We start from the raw sequence: 12792 nt of genomic DNA, 5'->3' as shown, positions 1-12792 counted from the left end.
AAACTTCAGCCGCAGCACTTCTTGAACTTCTTGCCGCTGCCACAGGGGCAGGGGTCGTTTCGCCCGACCCGCAGCGGCGCCGGATCCTGCTCGCCGTCGGTGTAGACCCAGCGCCCCTGATGGCGCACGAAGCGGGAGCGCTCATGGAGGCAGTGACGTTCGTCCCCCTCCAGGAACCAGGCCTTGAATTCCACCATGCCGTGGGTGTCATCGGGGCCGCCCTGGCTGGCGAGGATTTCGAGGCCATCCCAGCGGGTGTCGGTCGATGAGAGGTCGGCCGCAGTCAGCCCGTTCAGATAGTCCGGGTGCCAGCTGTGTACCAGATATTCTCCCAATCCCAGTACGAAGGCGCTGTAGCGGGATCGCATCAGCTGCTCCGGGGTGGCGGCGGGCTGACCTGCGTGGAGTACACCGCAGCACTTGGCAAGAAAAAGAGAGGAACCGCAAGGACATAGGTTCATGAGTCAGCTCATCTGGTCGATAATGAAAGGTGGCGGGATTGTAGCGAACGCACTTCCCTTTCGGCCAGCTTCCCATGCCGTTTAGGCAGACATCATGCAGCAATGAACACAGCACAAAGGGTGACACAATGACACTTAAGCAGAAGATCCTGTTACTGGGGGCCATCCCCGTGCTGCTGATGGCCCTGGTGGTCAATCTCAGCAACTACCTGGTGGCCAGGAGCGATCTGGAGTCGGATCTGGTGGTGGCGCGGGAGAGGGCAATCAAGGAGCGCAAGGCGCTGCTCAGCAGTTATCTGATGCTGGCCAAGACGGCCATCGAGGGCAGCTACGGCAAGCCTGACAGTCCCGAAGTGCGCCAGCAGGTGAAGGAGATATTGCGGCCGCTGCGCTATGGCAGCGACGGCTACTTCTTCGTCTATGACTATCAGGGCAATACCGTGCTGCTGCCGACCCGGCCCGAGATGGAGGGGAAGAACCGCTGGCAGGACAAGGATACCAAGGGTGCCTTCCTCATTCAGGGGATCATCAAGTCGGCGCGGGAAGGAGATGGCTTCTCGGAGTACTGGACCAACAAGCCCTCTATCGGGCGGGATGCCCCCAAGCTCTCTTTCAACCTGGTGCTCGACAAATATCAGTGGGTCGTGGGCACGGGCTTCTACATCGACGACATCGACAATGAGCTGGCCACCCTGCGCAGCGAGCGGGAGGAGACCATGTATGGCTCCCTGAAAACCGGGGTGCTGTTCATCCTGGTGATCCTGGGGGTGACCCTGGCGGCCACCGTGGTGATCGGCAACCGGGTCACCCGCCCGCTGGCGGATGCGGTTGCCGCACTCAACGACATCGCCGACGGGGACGGGGATCTGACCCAGCGCCTCAAGGTGCAGAGCAAGGATGAGGTGGGGCAGCTGGCCGCCGCCTTCAACCGCTTCGTCGAGCGGATCCAGTCGGTGGTGAGCCAGGTGGGGGAGACCAGTCACCAGTTGCTGGGGGCCGTGGATCGGCTGCATAGCCTGAGCGAGCATGCGGACAGGCAGATGCAGGGCCACGGCAAGGAGACGGATCAGGTGGTGACCGCGGTGACCGAGATGAGCTCCACCGCCCAGGAGGTGGCGGCTAGCGCCTCCAACGCAGCCAGCGCCACCAGCGATGCGGCCCGCGAGTCCGATGCGGCCCGGGGGGTGGTGAACAGCGCCATCGGCAGCATCAACCGGCTGGTGGACGAAGTGCATGTGGCGGCCGGGGTCATCGAACAGCTCGCCCACGAGACCGGCAAGATAGGCTCCGTGGTGGAGGTCATTCGCGGCATCGCCGATCAGACCAACCTGCTGGCCCTCAACGCCGCCATCGAGGCGGCCCGGGCGGGCGAGCAGGGGCGCGGCTTTGCGGTGGTGGCGGACGAGGTGCGATCCCTCGCGGGCCGTACCCAGCAGAGCACCAAGGAGATCAACGAGATGCTCCAGCGCCTGCAGGGCGGAGTTAAACAGGCGGTGGAGGTGATGCAGGCCAGCGAGGCACGCAGCCAGGAGACGGTGCAGGAGGCGAGCCACATCGCCAGCTCCCTGGACAGCATGGTGGCGGCGGTCGGCACCATCAACGACATGAACATCCAGATCGCCACGGCCGCCGAGGAGCAGCACGCGGTCTCCGAGGAGATCAACAAGAACCTGGTGGCCATCCAGCAGATCGTCAGCGAGCTGACCGAGGCGTCCGGGGAGTCCAGCACCACCACCCGCGCCCTGGCAGGCACGGGTGACAAATTGCGCCAACTCGTCTCCCGCTTCCGTTACTAATCACATTTTTGCCGTCTGGACAGGATTTCCAGACGGCAAATTTGGGGATCGGCGCAGAATGTGTGAAAATCGCGCCATTCGTTCCTTTCGTTAGCCCCAACCCTATGAATGAGATCGTGAAAGGCAGTATCGATTTGATCCGTCAGCTCAACTACGGCCTGGTCTATGCCAGCCTGGAGGAGCACAAGGAGCTGTCCCGTACCGATCTGTCCCGTCTGACCGGCCTGTCGCCTGCCAGCATCACCAAGATCACCCGCGAGCTGCTGGACGGCGGCCTGGTGGTCACCTGCGGCGAGAGCTCGGTGGGGCGTGGCCGTCGCCAGACCCTGCTGCGCATCAACGAGCGCCGCTTCCAGTTTCTCTCCATGCGCCTGGGGCGCGGCTATGTGGACATGGCCCTGTTCGATCTCGCGGGTCACTCCCTGGCGCGCCATCGCCATGTCTTCAACGAGACTGAGCGTGCCGAGCTGCTGGCCAGCCTGGTGCGGGCCATCGAGGGCTTTTTGCCCAAGAAGGCGCTGCGTCTGGCCTGCATCGCCCTCTGCCTGCCCGGCCAGGTGGAGCGCCACTCCGGCATGGTCAAGCATTTTCCCTATTACGATCTGCGCAACTGGCCCCTCGGTCCCACCCTGCAGGAGGCCTTCTCGGTACCCGTGCTGGTGAGCGGCGACGTGCGCACCTGGATCCAGGCCGAGCGGGAGTGGGGCGCCGCCAGGAACTGCTCGGATGCGGTGCTGGTGTTTGTGCACAACGACATCGGGGTCGGCATGGTGGTCAATGGCCAGCTCATCGAGAGCGAGTCGGCTCTGCTCGGGGATCTCAGCCACCTGCAGCTCGAACCTTATGGCCAGCGCTGCTACTGCGGTGGCTTCGGTTGCGCCTGCACCCTGGTGACCAATCAGGCGCTGGAGGCGCAATATCGGGAGCTGCGCGAACGGATGCAGGAGTTCGATCTGCCCGAAAGCGTCACCATCCGCGAGCTGTGCGAGCTGGCGTTGGCGGGCAACAGCCTGTGTCAGGACATCCTGCACCAGGCGGCGGGCCGCCTCTCCCGGGTACTGGCGAACCTCATCTGCTTGCTCAACCCGGGCAAGCTGCTGCTCGGGGGGGAGATCACCCGGGCCGATCGACTGCTCTTCCCCATGCTGCACCAGTCCCTGGCAAGCCAGTTGCCCGCCGAGTACCTGGTACGCCTGCAGATCGAATCCACCCACTTTTACGAAGATCCCACCAAACCCACCTCGGTGCAGGTGCACAAGGCCTTGCGCGATGGCAGTCTGCTGCTCGACTTGTTGCGAGGCGACAAGGAGGCATGAGGCTCGGGTTGCAAGGACGCTTCCTGCTCATTCTCTGTCTGGTCAGTCTGTTGCAACTGGTGTTGCTGAGCGGGGCCAGCTACTACTACGTCGCCGAGCAGCGCTACCGGGAGGTGGGGGATCAGGCCCTGGACGTGGCGCGGCTGGTGGCCCGTGAGCCCGGCGTCATCGCCGGGGTGAAGCGAGCCGATAGCACCCGCCTCAACGTGCTTGTGGAGCGGATGCGGGCCGAGGTCGGTGCCAGCTACATCGTCATCGGGGACAGGCAGGCCACCCGCCTGGTGCACCCCAATGCGGACAGGATAGGCAAACCCATGATGGGGGACGATCCCGGACGCGCCCTACGGGGGGAGTTCTACATCTCCCGCGCTCAAGGGTCCCTCGGGGTCTCGGTGCGTGGCAAGGGGCCCATCCGGGATGAGATGGGCAGGGTCATCGGCGTGGTCTCTGTCGGTTATCTGGTGCGGGACATAGAGGCGGACCTGCAGGGCTTCCTGCGCTTTGGCCTCGCAATGACACTGCTCATAGTGCTGCTCAACAGCGTCGCCGCGGCCTGGCTGGCCAAACGCTACAAGCGGGCCCTGCTGGGGTTTGAGCCCGAGCAGATCGGCCGCCTCTATGCGGAGCTCGACTGCACCCTGCGCACGGTGCGCGAGGGGATACTCACCATCGACGAGCAAGGCAGGCTCACCTCCCTCAACCCCAACGGCATCCGGCTGCTGCGCCTCGATGAGCGGGCCGCGCAGGCCGCCATAGGCCAGCCCGTCACCCGCTTGCTGCCCGGCAGCCGCATGCTCTCCCTCATTCAGGATCCCCGGCCCCAGTATGACGAGGAGATAGTGCTCAACGGTCAGTCCCTCATCGTCAACCGGCTGCCTCTGGTGCAGGAGGGTCGGCTGATCGGCGCCGTGTCGAGCTTTCGGCGCAAGGACGAGTTGGCCGAGCTCAGTGCCCAGCTCTCCCAGGTGCAGGCCTACAGCGATCTGCTGCGGGTGCAGACCCACGAACACAACAACCAGCTCGGCACCATCGCTGGTCTCATCGAGCTGGGGGCCACCCGGGAGGCGCTCGCCTTCATCGGCCGGGAGGCGGCCACCGAGCAGACCCTCCTGAGCTTTTTGATGGGGGCCATCGCCAAGCCCAAGGTGGCGGGCCTGCTGCTTGGCAAGTACCACAGAGCCCATGAGCTGGGACTGGTGCTGGAGGTGGATCCGGATTCCCGCCTGCACGACATCCCCGCCCGGGTCAGCGGCTCCCAGCTGGTGACCCTGCTTGGCAACCTCATCGACAACGCCTTCGAGGCGACCCGCGGCCATGGCGCCCCCTACCAGCCGATCCGGGTCTCTTTGAGCGATCTCGGCCAGGATCTCATTCTGGAGGTGGAGGACGGGGCCGGCGGCGTCGATCCCGCTTTGGCGGACACCTTGTTCGAGCGCGGGGTCAGCAGCAAGGCCGAACCCGACCACGGCATAGGTCTGGCCCTGGTGCGCAAGACACTGGATGCCCTGCAGGGGACCATCACCATCGAAGCCACGGCGCAGGGAAGTTGTGTCGTCTGTTACATACCCAAGGAGGTATGAGTGATCAAGATCCTGATCGTCGAGGATGATCCGGCCATTGCCGAGATCCACCGTCGCTTCGTGCAGCGCCTCGCCGGTTTCGAGGTGCTGGGGGTGGCGCTCACCCTGTTCGATGCCAGAGAGCAGATAGAGATCCTCAAACCCGATCTGGTGTTGCTGGATGTCTGGCTGCCGGACGGGGAGGGCTTCTCCCTGCTGCGGGAGTTGCGCCAGCGCGGGGCCCACCTCGACGTCATCCTGCTCACCGCCGCCCGTGAGGCCGCGGCACTGCAGGAGGCGATGCGCCTCGGGGTGGTGGATTTCATCTTGAAACCCGTGGTGTTCGAGCGGCTGCGCGACACCCTGGAGAAGTACCGTCAGAGCATCGCCGCCCTGGCGGCGTTGGCCGACATCGACCAGCAGGCGGTGGACACCCTGTTCGGTACGCCGTTGCAGCAGGTGGCGGCAGAGGGACTGCCCAAGGGCATCGATGCTCTCACCCTGCAGCGGGTGCTGGCGGCACTGACTCCGGAGGCCGCCAGTGCCGAGGAGATAGGCAGCCGGATAGGGGTGAGCCGGACCACGGCGCGCCGCTATCTGGAATTTCTGGTGGGGCAGCAACTGGCGAGCCCAGAGCTCGAATATGGCACCGTCGGGCGGCCGGAGCGGCGTTACCGCAAGCCGTGATCCGGTCGCCCGGAACCTGCTGTCCAGACAAGAAAAGAGCGCCTTTCGGCGCTCTTTTTATCAGGGTTTGCTTCCCGTGGGCATCAAGGTCTCTGCGCGTTATGGGCAGGGTTCAGAGGTGGCAGAGGCTCATCGATTCAGTGGCTGGTGGCAGGCTCCCCCTTGGGGGCCCGGCGAGCCTGCCACCACTGCCAGACGGGCAGCAGCAACATGGTCAGGGTGATCACCGTGAAGGCGAGGGTGATGGGGCGCTCCCACAGGAAGCTCAGGCTGCCGTCGTTGATCACCAGGGCCCGGCGCAGGTTGTCCTCCAGCATGCCCCCCAGGATGAAGCCGAGCAGCATGGGGGCCATGGGGAAGGTGAGCAGGCGCAGGCCGATGGCGATCAGTGCAACGATGGCCATCACATGGATGTCCATGGTGTTGAAGGAGACCAGATAGACCCCGGTCAGGGAGAACAGCAGCACCATGGGGATGAGCACGGGGCGCGGCACCGCCAGTACCCGGGCCAGGTAGGGGATGAGGGGAAGGTTCAGGATCAACAGCACCACGTTGCCCAGATACATGGAGATGATCACCGACCAGAAGACATCCGGATGCTCCATGAACAGACGCGGGCCCGGCTGGATGCCGTAGGCCACCAGGGCGCCCAGGATGAGGGCCGTGGTGCCGGAGCCCGGGATCCCCAGGGTCAGCAGGGGCACGAAGGAGCCGGTGGAGGCGGCGTTGTTGGCCGCTTCCGGGGCGGCCAGGCCGCGCAGGCTGCCCTTGCCGAACTGCTCCTGGCGCTGCTTGCCGGCGATGTTGCGCTCGGCCCCATAGGCCATGAAGGCGGCGATGGTGGCACCGGCTCCCGGCAACACGCCGATGAGAAAGCCCAGCACCGAGGAGCGGGCGATGGGAGGCGCGATTTCCCTGACCTCTTCCTTGCTGAGCTTGAGGCTGCCGAGCTGCTGCATCTGCCTTGCCTCTTCCTCGCTGTTGTCCTTGCCGGGGCGCAGCACCGCCATCAGGATCTCCGCGAGGGCAAAGGTGGCCATGGCCAGCAGCAGGAAGGAGAAGCCGTCACGCAGGTCCGGCAGCCCGAAGGTGAACCTGTCCACCCCGACGCTGCGGTCGATGCCGATGGTGGAGATCATGATGCCGAACAGCGCCATGATCAGCGCCTTGAGCACCTGCCCCTTGCCGGCAAAGGCTGCCACGGCGGAGAGGCCCAGCACCATGAGGGCGAAGTAGTCCGCCGACTGGAAGGAGAGGGAGACCTTGGCGAGCAGGGGCGCCGCCACCATCAGCATGATGGCGGAGAGGGTGCCGCCGGTGAAGGAGGCGTAGGCGGCGATGGCCAGCGCCTTGCCCGCCTGTCCCTTGCAGGCCAGGGGATAGCCGTCGAAGGCGGTGACCACGGTGGCGGAGCAGCCGGGGGCGTTGATCAGGATGGAGGAGGTGGAGCCCCCGAAGATGGCGCCGTAATAGACCCCCGCCATCAAGATGATGCCGGAGGCCGGATCCAGGCCATAGGTGATGGGGATCATCAGGGCGATGGCAGTGACCGGGCCAAGGCCCGGCAACATGCCGATAAAGGTGCCGATGAAGCAGCCAAGCACCACCATCATCAGGTTGACCGGCAGCAGTGCGGTGCCGAGTCCTTGCAAGATTCCGTCTAACATGGTGACTCCTTAGAAACCGAGCAGGGTGAACAGGCGACCCGGCTCCAGATAGACGTTGAGCCCCTTGGTGAGCAGGGCCCAGAAGCCGATGGAGAAGGGGACGCTGATCATCAGGCCGTAGCGCAGGCTGGGCTCACCGAGCACCCGGATGCCCACGCTCAGGAAGGCGATGGTCGAGAGCACGAAGCCAAACCAGGTGAGCCCCAGTCCGTAGATGACCATGAGCCCGAGCAGGATGAAGACCCGGCGCCAGTCCCCCTCTTCCCGGCGCAGGGGCTCGCCCCCGGGGAAGAGCACCAGCAGCAGGGAGAGCAGCGCCCCGATCCCGGCCAGGGCATAGGGCAGGGTGCTGGCGGTGAAGGGTTCGTATTCGTCGCCGGGGTAGCCCGGTATCTCGGTGGCGTAGTAGCCATAGGCGAGGGAGAGCAGCAGAAACAGCAGACCCCCCAGTCGCTCCTTGGTAATGTTCATCTTTTGACTCCAACATGAGCGGCGGGCCTGCGCCCGCCTGCGATGGGACAGCGAGGGTTATTTGATGAAGCCGAGCTCGCGCATCAGGCCGCCGATCTGCTGCTCCTGGCCGTCAAGGAAGGCGGTGAACTCGGGACCGGACTGGTAGAGGTTGGTCCAGCTGTTGCGGCTGCGGACCACTTCCCATTCCGGCTTGTCGTACATCTGCTTGAGCAGGGCGGCAAACTCGGCGGATTTCTCCGGGCTGATGGTGGGGGAGGCGAAGTAACCGCGCCAGTTGGCGAAGACGGTGGGGTTGTTCTGCTCGCTGAAGGTGGGGATCTGCTCCGCCCCCGGCAGGCGTTTGTCGGAAGTGACCCCGAGGATCCGCATCTGGCCTGACTTGACCGCTTCCATTGCCTCGCCAAAGCCGGTGGAGATGGCCTGGGTCTCTCCGGCCAGCACGGCGGCCATGGCGCTGCCACCGGCATCGTAGGCGACGTAGCGCAGCTTGCTGGCGTCAGCCCCGGCGTTCTTGAAGGTCAGGGCGGCGACCAGGTGATCCAGGCTGCCACGGGCGGAGCCCCCGGCGATCTTCACCTTGGCCGGGTTCTCCTCGTAGGCTGCCAGCAGCTGGGCCCAGTTCTGATAGGGGGAGTCCGCTTTCACCGCCAGTGCCTGGTAGTCGGCGATGATGGCGGCCACTGGCGTCAGGTCACGGAAGGACTGGGGCAGCTCCTTGGAGAGGGATTTGACGATGATGGGGGTGGAGTTGACCATCAGGGTCTTGTCGGACTGGGCCGAGGTCTCGATGAGGTGGGCGATGGCCTTGGCGCCGCCACCGGCGGACATGTTCTGGTAGGAGACGGTCTTGACCAGACCGGACTTGGCCAGCACTTCACCGGTGCCGCGGGCCGTGGTATCCCAGCCGCCGCCAGCGCCGCCCGGGATCAGGAAGTGGACTTCGTTGATCTGGGCGTGGGCGCCGACGCTCAGTGCGAGCAGGCTACCGATCAGGGTGCGTTTGAGGGTTCCTTGCAACATGGTGCTCTCCTTGTGATTGTTGCAAGAAGGTTAATTAATCATGTCTGGCTGGAAAACAATCTGACCGTAATGGCTATTAAGGCTGTTGTGACCATTGTGTTCATTCTGGTCATGGGCCGAAGAGGGGCGCGCGCATAGAAACGAGGCGCTCGTGAGCGCCTCGTCCGGCAAGGCTCACTGGGTCGGTTTCGCCGCCGATGTGCTGACGTCCTCCTTCGCCTCCTGTTTCAGGGCATCGCTCGCCTGCTGGCGCAGGGCCACCTGCTCCATCACCAGCTTGTAGGCGATGTAGTACTTGTAGATGTTGCCCACATAGGTGACCGTCTCGGGGCCAATCTTCTCCGCCGCTACGTACTCGACATTGTGGAACCAGACGTTGGGATCCAGCCCCCGTTTTCTGGCCTCGGCGCGGAGCCGCGCCACCCGGGCGGGGCCGGCATTGTAGGAGGCGAACGAGAAGAGGGCCTTGTCGAGGGCGGTCATGGGCTCGTCCGCATAGTAGTGATCGATCATCCAGCGCATGTATTTGACGCCGCCGTGAATATTGGGCTCGAGCTTGCGGATGTCGCCGACCTTCAGCCCCTTGCCGGTGGCGGGCATGATCTGCATGATGCCGATGGCGCCCACATGGCTGCGGGCCTGGTGGTTGAGGGCGGACTCCTGGTAGCCCTGGGCCGCCATCAGCAGCCAGTCCATGTCATAGCGTTCGCCATATTCACGGAACAGCTCGACCACCTGCAGGAATTTCTTGCGCTCCGCCTCGGCGGCGGCGCTTTTGACGAACTTGTTCTGCTTGAGATAACGGGCCAGGATCTCGTCCCCCGTCGCCTTGCCGCGCAGCGCCTTTATCTGCTCGTTGAGCATGGCGAGCAATTGGGGGCTCTCCTTGCGCACCGCCCAGGCGATGACGCCCCCCTCCCGGAACACGGGGGTGTCGTGAATGGTGATCCCGGGGAAAATCTTTTTCCAGAAGCGGGCCTTGTGCTCGTCCATGACGATGAAGGGGAGCAGGCCTGCGTTCACCATCTCCACCAGATCTTCATCTTCGAGCACCTCCGAGGCGGGTTGGAGGTCGATGAGGGGCTCTCCCGCCGACTTGCGGGCCTGGTTGTAGGCGAGCAGGCTCTCGTAGTAGCTGGAGGAGGGGCGTACGAAGACGCGCTGGCCCCCGAGATCGGCGGCGCTTTCCACCTTGGGGGAGAGGGGTCCGGAGACGAGCAGCTCCCGCACGTTTTCAAGCAGGGGATCGGTGAAGGCGATACCCTGTTGCCTGCGTTTGTCCGTGATGGTGAGGTTGGCGGCGGCGATGTCGCCTTTGCCTTCGATGAGGGAGGCCAGCAGGGCTTCCCGGGCCACGGGAATGAAGACGAAGTGCACCTTGAGGTGGCGTTTGATCGCCTTTTGCTTGCGCAACTGTTCGTTGAGGCGCTTTTCCACCTGCATGAAGGCATCGTAGGTGGCCCCCCGTTGCACGCCCTTGGTGATGAAAAATCCTGTCTTGTTGTAGGTGGTGAGCACCCGGATGGTGCGCTGCTCCAGCATGACGTCGAGATCTCCCAGCCTGGGTTTGGCAAGCTCGTCGTTTGCAAAGCTCAGGGCGCTTTTCTCCGTCTCTGCCTCGGGGGCCACCTGCTTGCCGGATTCGGCCCCCCAGGCTGGCGTCAGGGAGCAGAACCACCAGATCACAATCATCCATGCGCGTTTCATCACTTACACCTCGCTCGTTTTATTGAGTGTAAGTGGCACCTTGTAGAGGATTTAGCTTATTGGGTTTGATAGACCCGTCCCCATAGCACGATTTTCACTATTCCATCCAGGAGTGCCCGCCCATGAAAAAAGGAGCCTCGAGGCTCCCTTTTTTCATGGGCGGGCAGGTACTCGGCGGCTAGAACCAGAAGCCGATGATGAAGGAGCCCGCCAGGGTCAGCATGACGTTGGCCACCGCATAGGTGCCGGCGTAGCCGAGCGCCGGGATGGAGCTGTTGGCCGCCTCGTTCACCACGTCCATGGCCGGGGCGCAGGTACGGGCCCCGGTGATGGCACCAAGCAGCAGGGCCGGGTTCATTTTCAGCACCCAGACACCGAACAGGTAGCCTACCAGCACTGGCAAGGTGGTCACCAGCATGCCGGAGAAGAGTACCACCATCCCCACTTCGCTCAGGTGATCAAGGATGCCGCCCCCCGCCTTGAGGCCGGTACTCACCATGAAGACGGCGAGTCCGAGATCCTTGGCAAGGCGCAGGGCGCCTGGTGGCACATAGCCCACCGTGGGGTGGTTGGCACGCAGGTAGCCCATCAGGATCCCCGCCAGCAGCAGGCCGACGGCATTGCCGAGGCCGAACTCTATCTGGCCGAACACCAGGGAGACGGAGCCGATGAGCAGGCCCAGCACGAAGAAGGTGGCGAAGGCCACCAGATCCGTGGTCTGGCTGTGGATGCTGATGAAGCCTATCTTGTTGGCCAGCAGCTTGACCCGCTGCTTCTCGCCGCTGATCTGCAGCACGTCGCCCTTTTGCAGCATGATGTTGCGATCAAAGGGCATCTCTATCTGGGAGCGCACCACCCGGTTGAGGAAGCATCCCTTCTCGGTGAGGTTGAGCTCCACCAGATGGCGACCCACCACGGCGTCATTCTTCACCACGATCTCTTCGGTGACGATCTGCAGGTCAAGCAGGTTGCGATCGAACACCTCCTTGCCGTTGCGGTAGTTGACGTCGAGCTTCTCGTGGCTCTCGGGGTAGCCCACCAGGGCGATCTCGTCCCCTTCCTGAATGACGGCGTCACCATCGGGGCTGGCCAGAATGCCGTTGCGGCGAATGCGCTCCACATAGCAGCCTGTGTGGGGATAAATGCCGGTTTCGCGCAGGGTGCGACCGCCGATCCAGGCGGCGAGCTCCGGGCCGACCCGATAGGCGCGGATGATGGGCAGATAGGTCTTGCGGCTCTCGCTGTCGGAGAGCCCCCGCTCGCGGGCGATCTTCTGGGCCTCGGTGTTGAGATCCAGCCTGGCCAGGGAAGGAAGGTAGCGTACCACCAGCATCAGGCCCACCAGTCCCACCAGGTAGGTCAGGGCATAGCCTATCCCCATGTTGTCGAGCACCGACTGCATGTCGGTCTGGTGGGGCAGGTTGAGCAATCCGCTTCGCAGGGCGTCCTGGGCCCCCACCAGGGCCGGCGTGGAGGTGAGGGAACCTGCCAGAATGCCGGCGGCCATGCCGGGCCCCAGATTGAAGAACTTGGCGAGCCCCACGGTCAGCAGCAGGGCCGACAACAGGATCACCAGGGTCAGGGTGATGTAGTGGATGCCGTCGCGAAGGAAGACGCTGAAAAAGTGCGGCCCCGCTTCAATCCCCACGCAGAAGATGAACAGCATGAAGCCGACGTTTTCAGTGGAGGTGGAAAACTGGAATCCCATCTGGCCAAACAGCAGGGCGGTGAAGAGCACGCCTATGGTGTTGCCTATCTGGAAGTTGCCGATGCGTACCTTGCCCAGCAGCAGCCCGAAGGCCAGTACCACGAACAGCAGCAGGGAGTCGCTTTGATGTAGCAGTGTCACGAAATCTATGGTCATGCCCGGAAAAACCGAGGAAAAAAGTGGGGCCGATATTGTGCCGGATCCTGTATCAAGAAAGAAGCGCCAAAGCGGATTAACAGCCAGTTAAGTGCTGGTCTCTTCGGTGAAGATAGGGATGCGAGGGGGGGCTGGGGAAAACACCTCTATTTTACGCTGCAAGGCCCGCTGTCAATGAGTGAAATATGCTGTCGAGCAGGGAGGGGATGACACTCCTGTGGACAATTTATTACCTGCTGCA

General features: G+C 63.7%; 10 protein-coding genes. 4 read left to right on the top strand and 6 right to left on the bottom strand.

From position 1 onward, the window contains the following. Positions 1 to 5: 5 nt before the first annotated feature. Positions 6 to 461, bottom strand: coding sequence for a YchJ family protein (locus H7R73_RS13125; RefSeq protein ID WP_080770089.1), 456 nt, complete (start codon positions 459 to 461; stop codon positions 6 to 8). Positions 462 to 589: 128 nt separating this feature from the next. Here H7R73_RS13125 and H7R73_RS13120 point away from each other — a divergent pair, with 128 nt between their 5' ends. The 4 genes from H7R73_RS13120 to H7R73_RS13105 all read left to right on the top strand — a co-directional run bounded on the left by H7R73_RS13120 (position 590) and on the right by H7R73_RS13105 (position 5819). Then, positions 590 to 2257: a methyl-accepting chemotaxis protein gene (locus H7R73_RS13120; RefSeq protein WP_010674921.1), complete on the top strand. Its 1668-nt coding sequence runs from the start codon at positions 590 to 592 to the stop codon at positions 2255 to 2257. Between the two features lie 104 nt (positions 2258 to 2361). Further along, entirely contained in the window at positions 2362 to 3573 is a 1212-nt protein-coding gene (locus tag H7R73_RS13115; protein ID WP_103260240.1) for an ROK family transcriptional regulator, read from the top strand. Next, a complete protein-coding gene (locus tag H7R73_RS13110) occupies positions 3570 to 5153 on the top strand; it encodes an ATP-binding protein (RefSeq protein WP_103260239.1) in 1584 nt (527 codons plus the stop codon). Before H7R73_RS13115 ends, H7R73_RS13110 begins: the two co-directional genes overlap by 4 nt. Continuing rightward, the gene (locus tag H7R73_RS13105) at positions 5154 to 5819 is read left to right on the top strand and encodes a response regulator (protein WP_103260238.1); all 666 of its coding nucleotides are present in this window, start codon (positions 5154 to 5156) and stop codon (positions 5817 to 5819) included. Positions 5820 to 5956: 137 nt separating this feature from the next. Here the strand turns inward: H7R73_RS13105 and H7R73_RS13100 are convergent, their stop codons facing one another. From H7R73_RS13100 to H7R73_RS13080, 5 genes are all read right to left on the bottom strand, one after another. Then, complete coding sequence (locus H7R73_RS13100) at positions 5957 to 7486, bottom strand: tripartite tricarboxylate transporter permease (RefSeq protein ID WP_045524545.1); 1530 nt, start codon at positions 7484 to 7486, stop codon at positions 5957 to 5959. 9 nt (positions 7487 to 7495) lie between these two features. Then, a complete protein-coding gene (locus tag H7R73_RS13095; protein WP_005300329.1) occupies positions 7496 to 7957 on the bottom strand; it encodes a tripartite tricarboxylate transporter TctB family protein in 462 nt (153 codons plus the stop codon). Positions 7958 to 8014: 57 nt separating this feature from the next. Further along, positions 8015 to 8980, bottom strand: a complete 966-nt coding sequence (locus H7R73_RS13090; protein ID WP_010674916.1) for a tripartite tricarboxylate transporter substrate binding protein — start codon at positions 8978 to 8980, stop codon at positions 8015 to 8017. Between the two features lie 174 nt (positions 8981 to 9154). Beyond that, positions 9155 to 10687 carry a lytic transglycosylase F gene (locus H7R73_RS13085; RefSeq protein ID WP_103260237.1) on the bottom strand — a complete coding sequence of 511 codons (1533 nt, stop codon included), beginning with the start codon at positions 10685 to 10687 and terminating at the stop codon, positions 9155 to 9157. Positions 10688 to 10865: 178 nt separating this feature from the next. Continuing rightward, positions 10866 to 12551, bottom strand: a complete 1686-nt coding sequence (locus tag H7R73_RS13080; protein ID WP_029314601.1) for an aspartate:alanine antiporter — start codon at positions 12549 to 12551, stop codon at positions 10866 to 10868. Between the last annotated feature and the right edge of the window lie 241 nt (positions 12552 to 12792).

The sequence above is a fragment of the Aeromonas sp. WP2-W18-CRE-05 genome (assembly GCF_014168615.1).
In the GTDB taxonomy this organism is placed as follows: Bacteria; Pseudomonadota; Gammaproteobacteria; order Enterobacterales; family Aeromonadaceae; genus Aeromonas; species Aeromonas caviae.
Note: the sequence above shows the minus strand (reverse complement) of the source record. Positions and strands in the feature narration are given on the sequence as shown.

Excerpts from the sequence above, each read along its gene's own strand:
- H7R73_RS13125 (WP_080770089.1), bottom strand. The coding sequence starts at position 461 with ATGAACCTATGTCCTTGCGGTTCCTCTCTTTTTCTTGCCAAGTGCTGC.
- H7R73_RS13080 (WP_029314601.1), bottom strand. The coding sequence starts at position 12,551 with ATGACCATAGATTTCGTGACACTGCTACATCAAAGCGACTCCCTGCTG.
- H7R73_RS13115 (WP_103260240.1), top strand. The coding sequence starts at position 2,362 with ATGAATGAGATCGTGAAAGGCAGTATCGATTTGATCCGTCAGCTCAAC.
- H7R73_RS13110 (WP_103260239.1), top strand. The coding sequence starts at position 3,570 with ATGAGGCTCGGGTTGCAAGGACGCTTCCTGCTCATTCTCTGTCTGGTC.
- H7R73_RS13095 (WP_005300329.1), bottom strand. The coding sequence starts at position 7,957 with ATGAACATTACCAAGGAGCGACTGGGGGGTCTGCTGTTTCTGCTGCTC.
- H7R73_RS13085 (WP_103260237.1), bottom strand. The coding sequence starts at position 10,687 with ATGAAACGCGCATGGATGATTGTGATCTGGTGGTTCTGCTCCCTGACG.
- H7R73_RS13100 (WP_045524545.1), bottom strand. The coding sequence starts at position 7,486 with ATGTTAGACGGAATCTTGCAAGGACTCGGCACCGCACTGCTGCCGGTC.
- H7R73_RS13090 (WP_010674916.1), bottom strand. The coding sequence starts at position 8,980 with ATGTTGCAAGGAACCCTCAAACGCACCCTGATCGGTAGCCTGCTCGCA.
- H7R73_RS13120 (WP_010674921.1), top strand. The coding sequence starts at position 590 with ATGACACTTAAGCAGAAGATCCTGTTACTGGGGGCCATCCCCGTGCTG.